Source organism: Streptomyces sp. NBC_01520 (assembly GCF_045040375.1).
In the GTDB taxonomy this organism is placed as follows: Bacteria; Actinomycetota; Actinomycetes; order Streptomycetales; family Streptomycetaceae; genus Streptomyces.
In genome coordinates this window covers 371,631-388,286 of record NZ_CP109404.1, presented here as the reverse complement: position 1 = coordinate 388,286, position 16,656 = coordinate 371,631, and the positions used below count along the sequence as shown (strand labels likewise).

The window sequence follows — 16,656 nt, the reverse complement described above, 5'->3', positions numbered from 1 at the left end:
TCTCCCGCACCGGCAGGCCGTCACCCCGATCCGCTCGTCAGCCGGATGCCGCCGGCCCCGGGTCCCGCCGGCAGTGCAGGAACACATGGGGCTCCGGCGCCGCCTCGGGGTGGGACGGGGTGAAGACCGTGTGCTCCTCCCACAGGACCGAGAGCCCGGCGCCGGCCGCGAGCGCCGCGAAGGCCTCCGGGGCGAAGCTGGTCACCCGTACCTCCTGGCCCATGAAGACCGCGGTCACGCCCTCCACGTCCAACGGCACCGTGGCCAGGACCATCCGGCCACCGGGCCTCAGGGCCCGCGCGAGCTTCCGTACGAGGGCGGCCTGTTCGTCACGGGACATCTGCAGGAGCGAGAAGTAGACGCAGACCGCGTCGAAACCGGCCTCCTGCAGGGGGAGTTCACGGATATCGGCGCAGCGGAAGGACGCCCCGGGAACCTGGCGGGACGCCAGGTCCACCATCACGGGTGAGACATCGACCCCCAGCACCTCGTGCCCGGCGCCGGCCAGGACCTGGGCCGTGGGCCGGCCCGTCCCGCTGCCCACGTCCAGGATCCGGCTGTGCGGTAGGAGCTCCTCCAACAGCCTTGTCAGGGAGGCATGATGGGCGGCCGAAGCCGCGAAGGCCCGCTCGTAGTCGGCACCGATGGCGTCGAACGCCGCCGCCGCCGGGTGCTGGTGCTCCTCGCTCATGGAGACGTCCCTTCCGTTGATGTCGGCCCCGGGGGTCACGGGACGCGGGCGACCGCGACGTACAGGCCGCTCTCCTCCGGCCGGGGAACGTCGGAGCCGTGGAACCACTCAGGGGCCGTCACCAGGCCCGGCTCGACGATGTCCAGACCCTCGAAGAAGCGGGCGAACTCGGCCCGGGTGCGCAGGGCGAGGCGGATGCCGCCCTTGCCGTACTCGGCCGCGCCCTCCTCGCCGCGCTCGGGATTGACGTCCGACGCACCCTGGGACAGGACCACGTAACTCCCCGGGCGCAGCGTCGCGACCAGCGTGCGCACGATGCCGTACGGGTCCTCGTCGTCGGGCAGGAAGTGCAGGAGGCCCAGGAGCGAGAGCGCGACGGGGCGGTCGAAGTCCAGGACCTCGCGGGCGGCCTCCACGATCGTGCCGGGCTCACGCACATCGGCGTGGACGTAGTCCGTCACGCCTTCCGGGCGGCTGATCAGCAGGGCTTCCGCGTGCCGGAGCACGATCGGGTCGTTGTCGCAGTAGACGACCCGTGACGCCGGATCGATCTCCTGGGCGATCTGGTGCAGATTCGGGGCGGTGGGAATCCCCGTACCGATGTCGAGGAACTGGTCGACGCCCTCACCGGCCAGCCAGGCGGTCGCGCGGTTCATGAACGCGCGGTTCTGGAGCGCCCCGGTCCTCGCCTCCGCCGGCAGGTGCTCCGCAACCGCCTGGTCCACCGGGTAGTTGTCCTTGCCGCCGAGGAGCGAGTCGTAGACGCGCGCCGAGTGGGGCCTGCTGGTGTCGATCGGGGGCTGAGGTATCGCCGGCGTCATCGCGAGCTCCGTTGCTGATGTGGTGGACCGCTCCACCTGCGGATTCTGCCACAGCAACTCCACCGCGACAGGGCGGAGTCGAGGCCGACACGCGACAGGCGCGGGCCCCGGGAACACTTCCCGGGACCCGCGCCGAGGCTGTCGTCAGCCGGCGTCGACCAGGCCGTGCGCGGGCACGGTCACGGTACGGGCGCCGGGCTTGCCGCCCAGGACGACCTTGCGCAGCGCGCTGTTGTTGGTGAGGTCGGTCTCCTTGAGGCGCTTCTCCGGGTTGGCGAGCACCTGGATGTAGTAGGTGCCGTTCGCCAGGCCGGTGATGTCGAAGGACTGGCCGGGCAGGTCCTGGGTGTACGTGTCACCGGAGCCGACGTCGAGCACCTCGCGCACCGAGATCGAGTTCTCCTGACCGCACGCCGTGGACAGATCGGTGTTGTCCGGGTGCCAGTTGGCGTTCTTCACCGTGTAGTCGACCGCGTCGGTGTTGGCCAGGCAGAAGGCCTCCTTGCCGCTGCGCACGGTCTCCTTCCGGTCGGCCTTCAGGAGCCGGTAGCTCGCGAAGTCGGTGAAGTGCCAGTGCTCGTGACCCGGGCGGGGGTCCCACTCCATGGTGCCGGTCGGGGTGTAGCCGACCTGCTTGCCCGAGGCGTCGTAGAAGTACTGGTAGGCGTCCATCAGCTCCTTGCCGGGTGCGCGGAATCCGTCGACCACCAGCTGCGCCGGTCCGGCGTTCCACACGTTGGCGCTGAAGGCCAGGAAGTCCTTGCCCGGGGCGCTCCCGTCGCCCTCGCTGACGGTGATGCCGTAGGCGGGCAGCGAACGCAGGTCCGGCTTGGGCACGTTCGGCACCTTGGCCTTGCCGGTCGGACGCTTCGCCAGGGGCTGCGCCGCAGGGGCCTGCCGTGATCCGTCCGTGCGTCCCGGGCCGTCCCCAACCTGAGCAGCCCGGAGGCTCTGCCGCTTGAGCGCCCAGGGGAGGGCGGCAGGAGCGGGTGCGTGCGGGCCGTGGCCCACGTTGTACGCGGGGCCGGCGCCGTTGGTCGACGAGGCCGGGGCAGGTGAGCGTGGCGCGACGTGACCGGCGTGTCCGGACGGCTGCGCGGCCTCGTGGCCCGACGAGTGGCCGGCCGCGTGTCCGGCCGTGTGGGAGCCGTGTGCGCCGGCCGACCGGGACGCGACGCCCGCGCCCGCCTCCTCGTCCCCACGCTCGCGCACGGTCACCTTGACCGTCTGCGGCTTGTCGGCGATCTTGAAAAGGTCGCGGTAGCGCTTGGTCACGGACACCTTGGCGGTGTACTTGCCGACGCCGAGGGCGACCGGCTCGGAGTAGTAGCCCGAGTAGGTGTTCGACGCCCAGCCGTTCTCGACACCCCATACGGAGCCGAGCGTGAACGGGTTCACGGGGCAGCTCTCGGGGTACTTCGAGATGGACGGAGCGTCGGGGCGGATCCTGCCCGACGCGTTGTTCGGGCAGAAGGACTCCGTGCGGTTCAGCACGGTCCTGCCCGCCGCGTTCTTCACCGTGACCTGGAGGAAGCCAGGCAGGCCCGAGAAGTCCTTGACGAGGCCCGCGGGGAGCTTCCTGGTCACGGTCTTCTTCCCCTGGCGGATCACCTGGGTGGCGACGACCGGGTCCTTGTAGGACTTCCGGGTCACCCGCAGTTCGAACGGGGAGTTGCCGGCGGTGAGGTACGTCCCCAGATCCAGGTAGACGCCGGGGTCGTCCTTCCACGAGTCGAGCGTCACCGATCCCGAGGCGGCGATCAGGCCGAGCTGCGCTGGCGGCACCGCCTTCCTGCCCTCGGGGGAGGCGGCGGCGACTCCGGCGATCACGGCGATCGCCGCACCGGCGGCCACCGCCGGACGCCACAGCCGGCTGCGGGGGGTTGTGGTGGTCATCGTTCCTCGATTTCCGAATGCCCGGTCGGGCGGCGGAGGGGCTTTGCCCGTGAGAGGCGAGGAACGGCACCGGAGGTTGTCCGCAGACCCATGAGTCACGAATCGTTGGCTGAAAACCGGTCTTACGGTGCGGAATGAGACGTTGTCGCGTTGTTTCGGCACCGAATGGGGTGCGGTTGTGCTACACGGGCGCCTGCCGACGGTGCGCCGCGACCGCGAACGGGCGCGATACGGGCATCGCGTCGAGCGAAGCGGGCAGGGAACCCCTGCCCCGCAGTCACCGGAGTGCGGTACCACCAGTACCGTACGCCGTGGTGAAGCGGGCATGAACGGGCACAGGAGGAGCCGCGAATAGCCTGGTCCGATACGTGTACCTGCTTGTACAACCTATGCGTGGGCCCGAACGGACGCCGGGCCATGGCAGATTCGCACCTAGTACAGGGATGGTGTCGTGGGCACCGAGGAACGCCGACGGGGAATTCTTGAAACGGCCCGATGTGACGGTTCGGTCGATGTGAACCGGTTGGCCGAACGGTTCCAGGTGGCGAAGGAGACCATCAGGCGCGATCTGCACACCCTCGAGGAACACGGTCTGGTCCGGCGTACACACGGTGGTGCGTACCCGGTGGAGAGCGCGGGCTTCGAGACGACCCTGGCGATGCGCACCACCCACCACGTACCGCAGAAGTCACGGATCGCGGCGGCCGCCGCCGATCTGCTCGGTGACGCCGAAACGGTCTTCGTCGACGAGGGATTCACCCCCCAGCTCATCGCCGAGGCCCTGCCCCGTGACCGTCCGCTGACCGTGGTCACAGCCTCCCTGGCCGTCGCGACGGTCCTCGCGGACGCCGAGAAGATCGCCGTGCTCCTGCTCGGGGGACGCGTTCGCAGCAGCACCATGGCCACGGTCGACCACTGGGCCACCCGCATGCTCGCCGACTTCGTCATCGACCTGGCGTACGTCGGCGCGAACGGCATCTCCCGTCAGTACGGACTGACCACACCGGACCCGACCGTCGGCGAGGTCAAGGCGCAGGCCATGCGCAGCTCCCGCCGCCGGGTCTTCGCCGGCGTCCACACGAAATTCGGGGCGGTGAGCTTCTGCCGCTTCGCCGGTGTCGGCGACTTCGAGGCCATCGTCACCGACACCGGGCTCCCCTCGGCGGAGGCCCAGCGCTACTCCCTCCTCGGCCCGCACGTCATCCGCGTCTGAGACACCCGCAGGTCCCGAGCCCTGCCTCCCCAGGAGGCCGCAGGGCAGCCCCACCATGCCCGGATCCGGAGCCTCCCGGCCGGCGACACACGAGCCGCTACGACCCATCAGGAGAACATATGCCCCACCAGCAACGACGCTGTGGGATCCGCGTGCGGGCGGTCGCGGGCACAGCAGCGCTGACGCTCCTCACCGCAGGATGCGCCGGAGCCGGCGGAACCTCCTTCGGAGGAGGTGACGCACTGAACGTACTCATGGTGAACAACCCGCAGATGGTCGAGCTGCAGAAGCTGACCGCGGAACACTTCACCGAGGAGACCGGCATCAAGGTCAACTTCACCGTGCTGCCGGAGAACGACGTCCGCGACAAGATCAGCCAGGACTTCTCCAACCAGGCCGGTCAGTACGACATCGGCACCATCAGCAACTTCGAGGTGCCGTTCTTCGCGAAGAACGACTGGCTGCACCCCCTCGACACGTACGCCGCGAAGGACACGGCCTTCGACCAGGACGACATCCTCAAACCCCTGCGGGACTCGCTCACCGCCGAGGGCAGGCTCTACGCCGAACCCTTCTACGGCGAGTCGTCCTTCCTCATGTACCGCAAGGACGTCTTCGAGGCGAAGGGGCTGAAGATGCCCGCGCGACCCACCTGGAAGCAGGTGGCCGCACTCGCGGCGCGGGCGGACGGTGCCGAGCCCGGCATGAAGGGCATCTGCCTGCGTGGACTCCCCGGCTGGGGCGAGGTCGTCGCACCGCTCACCACGGTCGTCAACACCATGGGCGGCACCTGGTTCACCGAGGACTGGGAACCGCGGCTCACCTCCCCGGAGTTCAAGGAAGCCACCCGCTTCTACGTGGACCTCGTACGCAAGCACGGGGAGCGCGGCGCCTCCCAGTCCGGGTACGCCGAGTGCCTCAACAACATGACGCAGGGCAAGACCGCCATGTGGTACGACGCCACGGCGGGCGCCGGATCGCTGGAGGCGGCGAAGTCCCCGGTGAAGGGGAAGATCGGATACGTGCCCGCACCGGTCGAGAGGACCAGGAGCTCGGGCTGGCTCTACACCTGGGCCTGGGGCATCCAGAAGGCCTCCAAGAAGGCCGACAACGCGTGGAAGTTCGTCTCCTGGGCCTCCGGCAAGGAGTACGAGTCGCTCGTCGGCGAGACCAGCGGCTGGGCCGACGTGCCCGCCGGCAAACGGGCCTCCACGTACGACAACCCCGCATACCTCGAGGCCGCCGGGGCGTTCGCGGACGTCACCGAGCAGGCCATAGCCGGCGCCGACCCGCTGAACCCGGGCACCCAGCCGCGCCCCACGGCCGGCATCCAGTTCGTCGGCATCCCCGAGTTCACCGATCTCGGCACCAAGGTCGCGCAGGAGATCAGCGCCGCCATCGCCGGCCGCCAGTCCGTGGACCAGGCACTGGCCGCCTCCCAGAAGCTGGCCGAGCAGGTCGCCAAGGAGTACCGATGACCACAGCAGTCAGCACCTCACCCGTGACCCCACCGAAGCCACCGGCCACGGCGACCCGCAGGAACGGCCCACGGGCCTGGGCCACCCGGGCACCGCTCCTGCCCGCGCTGGTCTTCCTGATCGTTGTCACCCAGCTGCCGTTCGTGGCGACCCTGGTGATCTCCCTCTTCGACTGGAACTCCCTCAACCCCGACAAGCGCAGCTTCAACGGCCTGGAGAACTACGCCTCCGTCTTCACCGACGCGGCGCTGCGCGACTCGGTCCTCACCACGGTCCTGCTCACCGCGAGCGTCGTCATCGCCACCGTGGTCGCCGGACTGGCGCTCGCCCTGCTGCTCGACCGCACGTTCTTCGGCCGCGGCCTGGTCCGCACCCTGCTCATCACCCCGTTCCTGATCGTCCCCGTCTCCGCCGCGCTGCTGTGGAAGCACGCGCTCTACAACCCGGAGTACGGACTCCTCAACGGCGCGCTCAGCTGGGCGGGTGAGCTCTTCGGCGACACGTCCCCCAGCCAGCCCGACTGGATCGCGGACATGCCGCTGCTCGCGGTCGTTGCCGCACTGGTCTGGCAGTGGACGCCGTTCATGATGCTGATCCTGCTCGCGGGACTGCAGAGCCGGCCCGCCGAAGTCGTGGAGGCCGCGCGGCTCGACGGCGCGAGCGCCTGGCAGACCTTCCGCTACCTGACCCTGCCGCACCTGCGCAGGTATCTCGAACTCGGTGTCCTGCTCGGCGCCGTCTACATCGTGCAGAACTTCGACGCGGTGTTCACCATCACGGCCGGAGGCCTCGGCACCGCCAACCTCCCGTACACGATCTACCAGACCTTCTACCAAGCCCATGAATACGGACTGGCGTCCGCCGCGGGAGTCGTCGTCGTGATCGGCACGATCATCATCGCCACCTTCGCGCTCCGGACCGTCTCGTCCCTCTTCAGTGAGGAGGCGAACCGCGCATGACCGCTGCCACCGTTCCCGCCACCGCGTCCGTCCCGCGTGCCCTGCGGCGGGCCAAGCGCCGCTCCACCGCACTGGGCCTGCTGGCCTGGGCGGCAGGACTCGCCTTCTGCCTGCCCGCGCTCTGGATGCTCCTGACCTCCCTGCACGCGGAGTCGGACGCGGCGACCAACCCGCCCTCCCTCACCGCACCGCTGACCCTCGACGGCTACCGCGCCTTCTTCGGCGCCGACACCGGCGTGACCCCGTGGCCGCCCCTGCTCAACTCCCTGGGTGCCTCGTTCTTCTCCACCGTCCTGGTGCTCCTGCTGGCACTCCCGGCGGCCTACGCGCTCTCCATCCGGCGTGTCCGCAAATGGACCGACGTCATGTTCTTCTTCCTCTCCACGAAGATGCTGCCTGTCGTCGCCGGCCTCCTGCCCGTCTACCTGTTCGCCAAGAACGCCGGGATGCTCGACAACATCTGGCTCCTCGTCCTGCTCTACACCTCGATGAACCTGCCGATCGCCGTCTGGATGATGCAGTCCTTCCTCGCGGACGTGCCGGTCTCGGTCATCGAGGCCGCCCAGGTCGACGGTGCCCGGCTGCCGACGGTCCTGGTCCGCGTGGTCGCGCCGATGGCCGCCCCCGGGATCGCCGCCACCGCGCTGATCTGCTTCATCTTCAGCTGGAACGAACTGCTCTTCGCACGGGTGCTCACCGGCGTCGTCGCCCAGACCGCACCCGTCTTCCTCACCGGATTCGTCACCAGCCAGGGCCTCTTCCTCGCCCAGTTGTGTGCCGCGTCCGTCGTCGTGTCCCTGCCGGTGCTCGCCGCCGGCTACGCCGCCCAGGACAAGCTCGTCCAGGGCCTCTCTCTCGGAGCAGTGAAATAATGCGGGCAGCGATCGTCGAAGCCCCCGGCAAGGTATCCGTCACCACCGTCCCCGACCCCACACCGGGCCCCCGCGACGTCGTCGTGGCCGTCGCCTCCTGCGGACTGTGCGGGACCGATCTGCACATCCTGCAAGGGGAGTTCGCACCCACCCTGCCCATCGTCCCGGGCCACGAGTTCGCCGGCGAGATCGTCGGCATCGGGCGTGACGTCACGGAGCTCGCCGTCGGCGACCTGGTCGCCGTCGACCCCTCGCTGCACTGCCACGAGTGCCGTTACTGCCGCATCGGACGCGGCAACCTCTGCGAGCGATGGGCGGCCATCGGCGTCACCGAGCCGGGCGGCGCCGCCCAGTACGCGGTGGCCCCCGTCGCCAACTGCGTCCGGCTGCCCGAGCACATCGACGTGAAGGACGCGGCCCTCATCGAGCCGCTGTCCTGCGCGGTCCGCGGATACGACGTCCTGAACAGCACCCTCGGCGCCGAGGTGCTGATCTACGGCTCGGGCACCATGGGCCTGATGATGCTGGAACTCGCCAAGCGCACGGGCGCCGCGGCCGTCGACGTCCTGGACGTCAACCCCGACCGCCTCGCCACGGCGGGCCTCCTGGGCTGCTCCCGGTCCGCCGCCGGGGCCGACGAGCTGGACCGGCCCGGCGGCTGGGACGTCGTCATCGACGCGACCGGAAACGCCGGCGCCATCCAGGACGGACTGGGACGCGTCGCCAAGGGCGGCACCTTCCTCCAGTTCGGCGTGGCCGACTACGCGACGACGGCGGTCATCGAGCCCTACCGCATCTACAACCAGGAGATCACCATCACCGGTTCGATGGCGGTGCTGCACAGTTACGAACGCGCCGCCGCGCTCTTCGCCACCGGAGTGCTCGACCCGGCCGTCTTCATCAGCGACCGGCTGCCCCTGGAGCAGTACCCGCAGGCCATCGACCGCTTCAAGTCCGGCATCGGCCGCAAGATCGTGGTGCAGCCGTGACGGGTGGGCCCGGCCACGTCCTCGTCGTCGGCGAGGCGCTCATCGACCTCGTACCGGTGGAAGGGGACGGCGACGTCCTGGCCGCGCAGTCCGGCGGAGCACCCGCCAACGTCGCGGTCGGGCTCGCCCGGCTCGGCACACCGACCTCGTTCGCCGGCGGCCTGGGCGGCGACGGCTTCGCCCGCACCATCGAGGAGCGCATGCGGACGGCGGGAGTGGATCTCGCCCTCTGCGCCCGGTCCGCCCTGCCGACCGCCCTGGCCGTCGCCGACCCCGGAACCGAAGGGACCGGCTACCACTTCCACCTCCGGGACACCGCCACCTTCCGGCTGCCGGACCTCTCGGCACAGGCCGGCCGCTTCGGCGCCGTGTACGTCGGCGGCCTCGCGGCGGTCGTGGATCCCGGGGCGGGGGCTGTACGGGCGACCGCCCGCGCGGCGGCCGAGCACTCCCTGCTCGTCGTGGACCCCAACGTCCGGGAGGACCGCACCCTCGACCCGGAACGGAGCCTGGCGGCGCTGCGTGAGCTGTGCGGCCTCGCCCATGTCGTCAAGGCCAGCGACGAGGACCTGGCGCGCCTGTGGCCGGGCGCCGACCCGGAGGAGACCTGCGCCGGCCTCGCGGCCGGCGGCCGGCTCGTGGTGATGACCAGGGGCGCCCGGGGCAGCACGGCGTACACCTCCACCGCACCGCCGGTGTCGGTGGCGGCCACCCCGGTCGAGGTGGTCAACACCATCGGAGCGGGGGACGCCTTCCTCGCGGGACTGCTGAACCGGTTGGGCGCGGGCGGCTCCTTCACGGGCACCCCCGGCGTCCAGGGGGCACACGACATGCTGGCCTACGCCTCCGAGGTGGCCGCTTCGGTGTGCGCCCGGGCGGGCACCGAGCCCTCGGCCCCCGCCCGCACCTGACGCTCCCGTTCGACGGGAGCCACCCCACGGGCCGCGCCCGTGCGCACCGGTGCGGAGGTGCGCGCGGGCGCGGAGTTGCGCATCCTGACTGTGTGACCTGGAGACCGCACGGCAGCCGAGCACCCGACGGACTGTCCTTGGTGCTCGCCCAGGCGGTGGTGAGCGCCATCGACGCCGTCGGCGGATACGCCGGCGGCGTCTACCTGCGCTCACGCACCCCCGGGCTCCTGCTGATGGCGGTCCTCGCGGGGCTGCCCGCCCCGCTCATGCGCCCGTGGTGGCGCATGCACGTGAACCGGCCCTTCCCGGTGGCCGAGGCCTACCGCTCGGGCAGACCCGTCTACCTGGGCGACGCCGAGGAGGCCATGCGCAGGTTCCCGCAGCTCATGGCGGGACTGCCGTTCCCCTTCGGGTCGCTCTACGCACCCGTCCTGAGCGGGCGCACCCCCGTGGGCGTACTCGTCGTGCTGCGCTACGCCACTCGCGGGGTACCCGTCGGCGGGGCCGACCGCCGCAAGTTGGAGGACCTCGCGCAGCAGCTCGGCGCCGACATCGCCGCACTGGAGGAGAACGGGCCGCCCGTCGCGTGGGAGGGCGAGCCGATGCCCGTCAGGCTGCCCGCGGACACCGCACCGCCGATGCGGGTCGGGCACTTCGACTGGGACCCCGTCGGCGGGGCCCTCGTCGCGGACGACGATGCGTGCGTGATCCTCGGCATCGGCCCCGCCGACCCCCGGCCGGACACCATGGAGGCGCTGGCGGCCCGGCTGCTCCCCGAGGACGTGTACGGGCTGCTGACCCTGGGCACCAGGGCCGCACGCTCCGCGGAGTCGCAGCCGCGCCGGATGCGGCTGCGCGGCCCCGACGGCAGATCGCTCCTGGTCGAGCTCTGGGCCCGCGGACCCGCCGGACGACCCGGGCGGCTGACCGGTGTCCTGATCGACCCGGGCGCCGCGCCGATCGTCGCCCAGGCCGCGGACCGGATCCCGCGCGGCATGCTCTCGCACGACCGGCTCGGACGGATCACCTACGTCAACCGTCTGGCCGAGGAGGTCCTCGGCCGCAGCCGGGCCGAGCTGATCGGCCGGATCCTGTGGGAGGCGCTGCCCTGGCTCGCCGACCCCGCCTACGAGGACCACCACCGGGCCGCGCTGTTCTCCGACGACCCCGTGTACTTCCTGGCCAGACGGTCCGCCACGGAGTGGCTGAACGTGGCGATGTTCCCCGGCCGGGACGGGGTCACCATGACGCTCAGTGACGCGAGGCGCCCCGACTACACCCCGGAGTCCGTCGACGCCGAGGGGGCGGGACTCGGCTCCCCGGCCGACCGCGCGGCCGTCCTGTACCGGCCGGTCGCCCTCGCCATCGCGCTGACCGAGGCCGTCACCGCCCGCCAGGTGTCCGCGGTCGTCACCGAGGAGCTGCTGCCCGCGTTCGGCGGCAGACAGCTGGCCATCTACCTGCAGAGCGAACGGCACCTCTACCTGTCCTGGGAGACCGGCTTCCCCAAGGGCTTCCTTGACCGGTTCGACGGCGTCGGCCTCGACGCCCGCATCCCCGGTGTGGAGACGCTCACGACCGGCAGACCGCTGTTCTTCGAATCCATGGAGAAGCTCGCCGACGCCTACCCCGGCATCCCCATGGACACCGACGTCGGCGCCCGGGCGTTCCTGCCGCTGATCGCCTCCGGGCGTCCCGTCGGCTCGTGCATCCTCGGCTTCGACCAGCCCCGGGACTTCAGCCCCGAGGAGCGCACCGTGCTCACCGCCCTGGCCGGACTCATCGCCCAGGCGCTCCAGCGGGCCCAGCGCTACGACACCGAGGCCGCCCTGGCCCGCGGGCTGCAGGACGCCCTGCTGCCGCACCGGCTGCCCGTCGTCGAGCACGTCGACACCATCGGGCGCTACCTCTCGGGTACCCAGGGCATGGAGGTCGGCGGCGACTGGTACGACGTCATCGAGACCGGCAGCGGGCTGGTCCTCGTCATCGGCGACGTCCAGGGCCACGGCGTCGCCGCGGCCGCGACGATGGGCCAGCTCCGCAGCGCGGTACGCGCCTTCGGGCTGAGCGGGTACGACCCGCAGGAGATCATGAGCGCCACCAACCGGCTCCTCATCGACCTCGATCCGGGTCAGTTCGCCAGCTGCTGCTACGTGGTGCTGGACCCTGCGACGGGGTTCGCCCAAGCTGTACGGGCCGGCCACCCCCAGCCGGTCCTGCGGCACCCGGACGGCAGGACCGAAGTCCTCGACCTCCCCGGCGGCGTCGTCCTCGGCGTCGACCCGGAGGCCTCGTACCCCGTCACCGACCTGCGGCTGGAACCGGGCGCGGTCCTGGCCCTGTTCACCGACGGGCTGGTGGAGAAGGCGGGAACGGACATCGACGAGGGGATCGAGCGCCTGCGCAGCACCCTGGCCGAGGTCGGTCACGCACCCCTCGCCGAGACGGCGGACCGCGTCATCGGGCGGGCGGGCCAGGACGAGGACCGTCCTGACGACATCGCGCTCCTGCTCGCCGCCCGCCGGGACGGGCCCCGCACCCCGACCGTCACTTCGTGACGAATTCCAGCAGCGCCGGGTTGACCACCTCGGGGTGGGTCCAGGCGACGTTGTGGGGCCCGCCCTGGACCGTTACGAACGTGAGGTCCTCGATGAGCGCCGGAAGCCGCGCGGCCGTGTTCGGGTACGGCAGGATGCGGTCCGCGTCCCCGTGGATGAGGAGCGTGGGGACGTCGAACTTCGGCAGGTCGTCACGGAAGTCCGTCAGCCAGGTGTCCACGCAGGCGTACGCGCCGAACGGGGACGCGGCGACCGCGACGTTGAAGCTGTTGTTCCACGCCTGGTCGCTGATGCGCGTACCGCGGTAGGTGTCGACGTTGTAGAAGTTGTCGAGGAAGTCCTTGAAGTACGCGGGACGGTCGGCGACCACCGCTTCCTTGATGCCCTCGAAGACCGACCTGTCGACCCCTTCGGGATTGTCCTCGGTCTTGAGCAGGAACGGTGGGACGGCCCCCATCAGCACCGCCTTGCCGACCCTGCCCGACCCGTACGTCCCCAGGTACCGGGTGACCTCACCCGTCCCCATGGAGAAGCCGCACAGGATCACCTCGGACAGGTCGAGGTGGTCCAGCAGGGAGTTGAGGTCGGCGGCGAAGGTGTCGTAGTCGTACCCGACGGTGGGCTGGCTGGACCTGCCGAATCCCCGGCGGTCGTAGGTGATGACCCGGAACCCGGCGCCGAGCAGGACGCGCTGCTGCTTCTCCCACGAGTGCCCGTCGAGAGGGTAGCCGTGGATGAGGACGATCGCGGGACCGCTCCCGTGATCCTCGTAGTAGATGTCGATCGACGCCGTGTTCTCCTGGCCGACGGTGACGAAAGGCATGGGTATCCTGCTTTCCGCGATCTGGGGGAGTCCTTCGTGCGGGTGGAATGTGACGTGAATGCGCGCAAACCAGTGAACACCCGGAGATTTGGCGCCGCCACCCGGGCGATTCCGGTGCCGCACGAGGCCGTGGGGGGTGTCCGTCATGCGGACCGCGCGGGGTGCGGACTGCGCCGGGCGCCCACCGGTGAGGCATCCTTCGCTGGTCGGGTAGACCGGGCCCGTGGCGGTGGGCGCATGACCGCTGCCGGCCTGTGACGGAGAAGGATTCGGAACCAGATGGCAGACAACTCGGACCTGTTGGCCTTCGTGCGGGCGCGCCTCGCGGAGGAGGAGCGGATCGCCAGGGAAGCGGGCGGTGACGGCTGGCGGTGCCCGCCCGAGGCCCCCGGCGAAGTACACGACCGCACGGGCGGCATCGCCTTCGTCGTACGGTCCCGCGGCTACGACCGGCACATCGCACGCCAGGACCCGGCGCGCACCCTGCGCCGCATCGAGACCAACAGGGTCCTCCTGGACGAGTACGAGGAGATCTCGTCCCGCGACACGGACCGGCCCGAACAGGACTTCGCCTCGGGGCGTGCCGTGGGGCTGGGATTCATCGTCCGGCAGATGGCCGGCGAGCACGCGGGACACCCCGACTACCGGGTGAAGTGGCTGCCCCGGTTCTCCCACTGGGGGCCTTCCGGCACGTCGGAGGCCTGACCCGGACCCGGTGGTCGAGTGCGGTGAAGCGGCGGACAGGTGAGTACGGGGGAACGGCGGAACTGAGTACGTCACCCGATCCCGGGGCGGGCCGCCGCCGGTGGAATGGGAGTCATGCTCCCCGACGCGCAGCGGCACCCCCGCATCCAGAACCTCACCACCGCCGGCACCGCGCTGGCCGTCACCCTGCTCCCGCTGGCCGTCGGTGTGCTGCTGGCGAGGTCCATGGCGCTGGATCCGCTGACCCCGGTGAACGCGCTGGTCACCAGCGGGGGTCAGCGCGCCCGCCTCGCCCCGGCTCGATGGGCACTACAGGCTCGAACGCGTGGCCTGATTTCCAGGGGTAATGGCACTCCTGTCCAGGAAAGCGCTGTCGCTTTTGTTACGCGGATGCGAGCGGTCCGGCAGGGGGTGCGCGGGTAGTGGGGTGAGGCGCGTAGGGAGCGTGGTGACCTGGGGGGCGGTAGCCGGAACGGGTCCGTGCAGCGATCAACGGTTGACAGGTCTACGACCGGGTGGATCCGTGCCGGATGCAGTCGTGTGTGACAGGAATGTCCGCATTTTGTCACGCGGACCAGGGCGCCTTTCCAGCCACCCCGAAAGCGGGACAAAGTTTGCGTTCCCGGCACGACGCCGGGGCCGAACAACGCCCGGCACTTCCGTTCCGGGCCCCGCACGATGAGGGGTTTCCATGTCCCGTTCCGCACGACGGATCACCGCCACCGTTCTCGCCTCAGGAGCTCTGCTCGCCGCAGCGGCTCTCCCGGCCACGGCTGATGGCTGGGACCACGGCCAGAACCGGCCGGCCCAGCGCTCGGCGGTCGTCCTGGGCGAGATCCAGTACGACAGCCCGGGCCGCGACAACGGCTCCAACCGCAGCCTGAACGCGGAATGGGTGACCGTCACCAACACCGGTCGCCGTGCCGTCAACCTGCGCGGCTGGACGCTCACCGACGAGAGCCGCCGCACCTACGAGTTCGACCTCCGGCTGCCGGGCCGTTCCTCCGTCCGCGTCCACACGGGTGTCGGCCGCGACACCCGTCACGACGTCTACCAGGACCGCCGCCACTACGTCTGGGACAGCAGGGACACCGCGACGCTCCGCGACAGCCGCGGGCACAAGGTCGACTCCGAGTCCTGGGGCCGGCACCATGACGGAGGGCGCGACAACGGCCGTGACGGAGGGCGCGACTACGGCCGTGACGGCGGTCGTGACAACGGCCGTGACGGCGGTCGTGACTACGGCCGTGACGGCGGTCGTGACAACGGCCGTGACGGTGGCCGTGACGGCGGGCACCGCGGCGGCAACCGCTGACGCGCCGCTAGCGGCTGACGGCGTTCTTCCGTGACAACGCGGCGCACCACGGCCCACGCCGTGGTGCGCCGTACCGCTGTCCGCCCGGAACGTTCCGGGCGGACGGTGTGGAACGGGGTCCGTGCAACGGCGGGCCGCCAGTGATGTCAGGATGGTCCCATGACCATCAAGGCGTATTTCGACATCACCATCAACGACCAGCCCGCCGGGCGGATCGTGTTCAACCTTTTTGACGACGTAGCACCCAAGACCGTGGAGAACTTCCGCGCGCTGGCCACCGGCGAGAAGGGCTTCGGCTACGCCGGTTCGCCGTTCCACCGCGTCATTCCGGACTTCATGCTGCAGGGCGGCGACTTCACCCGCGGCAACGGCACCGGCGGCAAGAGCATCTACGGCGAGAAGTTCGCCGACGAGAACTTCACCCTGAAGCACACCAAGCCGGGCCTGCTGTCGATGGCCAACGCGGGCCCGAACACCAACGGTTCGCAGTTCTTCATCACCACCGTCCTCACCCCGTGGCTGGACGGCAAGCACGTGGTGTTCGGCGAGGTCGCCGACGAGCCCAGCATGGAGCTCGTCCGCAAGATCGAGTCGTACGGCACCTCGGCCGGCACGACCAAGGCCAAGATCGCCGTCTCCGAGTCCGGCGTTCTCTGAGCCGACCTTGATGCGGGGCCCCGGCCGGCCGGTAACGGCGGGGCCGGGGCCCCGCACACGCCCGTGGGCACCCCGTGGCCGCCGTGTCGGCCGGTACGGCAGCGCGTCGGACCGTAGCGTGACGCCATGTGCTGGAGCGCGACCGCCGATCTCGTCGCGGGCACGGGCATCGCCGCCGTCGGGGTGGCCTGCGTCGCCCGCCCCTGCCGACCCCGTGACCTGCCGCTCGCGGCACTGCCGCTGCTGCTCGGGGCGCACCAGATCATCGAATCCGTGATCTGGCGCTCCGGGGGCGGCAGCGGACCCGCCACCGTCGCCTGGGCGGTGGTCGCCCTTCCCCTGCTGGCCCTCTGGGTGCCGCTCGCCGTGCTGTGCGCGGCCCCGCCCGACGCCCGCCGCCGCCTGGCGGTGCCCGTCGCGGCCGGCATCGCGACCTCGGCGGCTCTTTCGTACAGCCTCGCCACGCGTCCCGTGACAGCCGACATCCGCGGACACACCGTCGGTTACGTCGTCGGCCTCCCGTGGCCGGAACTGCTCGGCGCGGGCTACCTGCTCGCCACCGTCGGATCCCTGCTGCTCTCGGGCGACCGCGTCCTCGTGCTGCTGGGCGTCCTGGCCACCGTGGGGGCGGCGGTCTGTGTGGCGCTGTGGAGCACGGAGTTCGTCTCCACGTGGTGCGCCGTCGCGGCCGTGTGCTCGGTCGTCCTGCTTGCCTGGACCCGACAGCGCCCGCGCTCCGGACGGCTCGCGGAGCGGCCCGGGTGATCC

15 protein-coding genes and 1 pseudogene are annotated in these 16,656 nt (G+C 70.8%); 12 read left to right on the top strand and 4 right to left on the bottom strand.

Annotated features, from left to right (window positions below; all coding sequences use genetic code 11):
- Positions 1 to 37 precede the first annotated feature (37 nt).
- From OG524_RS01725 to OG524_RS01715, 3 genes are all read right to left on the bottom strand, one after another.
- Complete coding sequence (locus OG524_RS01725; protein WP_405392764.1) at positions 38 to 691, bottom strand: class I SAM-dependent methyltransferase; 654 nt, start codon at positions 689 to 691, stop codon at positions 38 to 40.
- Between the two features lie 35 nt (positions 692 to 726).
- Entirely contained in the window at positions 727 to 1,512 is a 786-nt protein-coding gene (locus OG524_RS01720; protein WP_405392765.1) for an SAM-dependent methyltransferase, read from the bottom strand.
- 144 nt (positions 1,513 to 1,656) lie between these two features.
- Complete coding sequence (locus OG524_RS01715; protein ID WP_405808709.1) at positions 1,657 to 3,408, bottom strand: lysyl oxidase family protein; 1,752 nt, start codon at positions 3,406 to 3,408, stop codon at positions 1,657 to 1,659.
- A gap of 451 nt (positions 3,409 to 3,859) precedes the next feature.
- Between OG524_RS01715 and OG524_RS01710 the strand changes: the two genes are divergently transcribed.
- The 7 genes from OG524_RS01710 to OG524_RS01680 all read left to right on the top strand — a co-directional run bounded on the left by OG524_RS01710 (position 3,860) and on the right by OG524_RS01680 (position 12,388).
- Complete coding sequence (locus OG524_RS01710; protein WP_405392767.1) at positions 3,860 to 4,621, top strand: DeoR/GlpR family DNA-binding transcription regulator; 762 nt, start codon at positions 3,860 to 3,862, stop codon at positions 4,619 to 4,621.
- Positions 4,622 to 4,740: 119 nt separating this feature from the next.
- Positions 4,741 to 6,099, top strand: a complete 1,359-nt coding sequence (locus OG524_RS01705) for an ABC transporter substrate-binding protein (protein WP_405392768.1) — start codon at positions 4,741 to 4,743, stop codon at positions 6,097 to 6,099.
- On the top strand, positions 6,096 to 7,058 hold the full coding sequence (locus OG524_RS01700) for a carbohydrate ABC transporter permease (RefSeq protein WP_405808706.1): 963 nt from the start codon (positions 6,096 to 6,098) through the stop codon (positions 7,056 to 7,058). The genes OG524_RS01705 and OG524_RS01700 overlap by 4 nt, the downstream gene beginning before the upstream one ends.
- Positions 7,055 to 7,930 carry a carbohydrate ABC transporter permease gene (locus OG524_RS01695; RefSeq protein ID WP_405392770.1) on the top strand — a complete coding sequence of 292 codons (876 nt, stop codon included), beginning with the start codon at positions 7,055 to 7,057 and terminating at the stop codon, positions 7,928 to 7,930. Before OG524_RS01700 ends, OG524_RS01695 begins: the two co-directional genes overlap by 4 nt.
- Entirely contained in the window at positions 7,930 to 8,919 is a 990-nt protein-coding gene (locus OG524_RS01690; protein WP_405392771.1) for a zinc-dependent alcohol dehydrogenase family protein, read from the top strand. The genes OG524_RS01695 and OG524_RS01690 overlap by 1 nt, the downstream gene beginning before the upstream one ends.
- Entirely contained in the window at positions 8,916 to 9,830 is a 915-nt protein-coding gene (locus OG524_RS01685) for a PfkB family carbohydrate kinase (protein ID WP_405808704.1), read from the top strand. Before OG524_RS01690 ends, OG524_RS01685 begins: the two co-directional genes overlap by 4 nt.
- Before the next feature lie 92 nt (positions 9,831 to 9,922).
- Positions 9,923 to 12,388, top strand: coding sequence for a SpoIIE family protein phosphatase (locus OG524_RS01680; RefSeq protein ID WP_405808702.1), 2,466 nt, complete (start codon positions 9,923 to 9,925; stop codon positions 12,386 to 12,388).
- Here OG524_RS01680 and OG524_RS01675 read toward each other — a convergent pair.
- Positions 12,378 to 13,211 (bottom strand): alpha/beta fold hydrolase, encoded by an 834-nt coding sequence (locus OG524_RS01675; RefSeq protein WP_405808700.1) that lies wholly within the window; start codon positions 13,209 to 13,211, stop codon positions 12,378 to 12,380. The genes OG524_RS01680 and OG524_RS01675 overlap by 11 nt on opposite strands.
- 279 nt (positions 13,212 to 13,490) lie before the next feature.
- On the opposite strand from OG524_RS01675, the gene OG524_RS01670 reads away from it, so the two are divergent.
- The 5 genes and pseudogenes from OG524_RS01670 to OG524_RS01650 all read left to right on the top strand — a co-directional run bounded on the left by OG524_RS01670 (position 13,491) and on the right by OG524_RS01650 (position 16,653).
- Positions 13,491 to 13,916: a DUF6221 family protein gene (locus OG524_RS01670; RefSeq protein ID WP_405392776.1), complete on the top strand. Its 426-nt coding sequence runs from the start codon at positions 13,491 to 13,493 to the stop codon at positions 13,914 to 13,916.
- A gap of 105 nt (positions 13,917 to 14,021) precedes the next feature.
- Positions 14,022 to 14,339 carry a hypothetical protein gene (locus OG524_RS01665; RefSeq protein WP_405808698.1) on the top strand — a complete coding sequence of 106 codons (318 nt, stop codon included), beginning with the start codon at positions 14,022 to 14,024 and terminating at the stop codon, positions 14,337 to 14,339.
- Positions 14,340 to 14,607: 268 nt separating this feature from the next.
- Positions 14,608 to 15,081: pseudogene (locus tag OG524_RS01660) on the top strand (lamin tail domain-containing protein); the annotation flags it as partial.
- Between the two features lie 309 nt (positions 15,082 to 15,390).
- Positions 15,391 to 15,888 (top strand): peptidylprolyl isomerase, encoded by a 498-nt coding sequence (locus tag OG524_RS01655; protein WP_405392778.1) that lies wholly within the window; start codon positions 15,391 to 15,393, stop codon positions 15,886 to 15,888.
- Positions 15,889 to 16,014: 126 nt separating this feature from the next.
- A complete protein-coding gene (locus tag OG524_RS01650) occupies positions 16,015 to 16,653 on the top strand; it encodes a DUF6629 family protein (protein WP_405808696.1) in 639 nt (212 codons plus the stop codon).
- Positions 16,654 to 16,656 lie beyond the last annotated feature (3 nt).

Bases quoted from the DNA above. Each gene is read 5' to 3' on its own strand.
- OG524_RS01725 (WP_405392764.1), bottom strand. From the start codon at position 691: ATGAGCGAGGAGCACCAGCACCCGGCGGCGGCGGCGTTCGACGCCATC.
- OG524_RS01720 (WP_405392765.1), bottom strand. From the start codon at position 1,512: ATGACGCCGGCGATACCTCAGCCCCCGATCGACACCAGCAGGCCCCAC.
- OG524_RS01715 (WP_405808709.1), bottom strand. From the start codon at position 3,408: ATGACCACCACAACCCCCCGCAGCCGGCTGTGGCGTCCGGCGGTGGCC.
- OG524_RS01705 (WP_405392768.1), top strand. From the start codon at position 4,741: ATGCCCCACCAGCAACGACGCTGTGGGATCCGCGTGCGGGCGGTCGCG.
- OG524_RS01700 (WP_405808706.1), top strand. From the start codon at position 6,096: ATGACCACAGCAGTCAGCACCTCACCCGTGACCCCACCGAAGCCACCG.
- OG524_RS01695 (WP_405392770.1), top strand. From the start codon at position 7,055: ATGACCGCTGCCACCGTTCCCGCCACCGCGTCCGTCCCGCGTGCCCTG.
- OG524_RS01690 (WP_405392771.1), top strand. From the start codon at position 7,930: ATGCGGGCAGCGATCGTCGAAGCCCCCGGCAAGGTATCCGTCACCACC.
- OG524_RS01675 (WP_405808700.1), bottom strand. From the start codon at position 13,211: ATGCCTTTCGTCACCGTCGGCCAGGAGAACACGGCGTCGATCGACATC.
- OG524_RS01670 (WP_405392776.1), top strand. From the start codon at position 13,491: ATGGCAGACAACTCGGACCTGTTGGCCTTCGTGCGGGCGCGCCTCGCG.
- OG524_RS01665 (WP_405808698.1), top strand. From the start codon at position 14,022: ATGGGAGTCATGCTCCCCGACGCGCAGCGGCACCCCCGCATCCAGAAC.
- OG524_RS01655 (WP_405392778.1), top strand. From the start codon at position 15,391: ATGACCATCAAGGCGTATTTCGACATCACCATCAACGACCAGCCCGCC.
- OG524_RS01650 (WP_405808696.1), top strand. From the start codon at position 16,015: ATGTGCTGGAGCGCGACCGCCGATCTCGTCGCGGGCACGGGCATCGCC.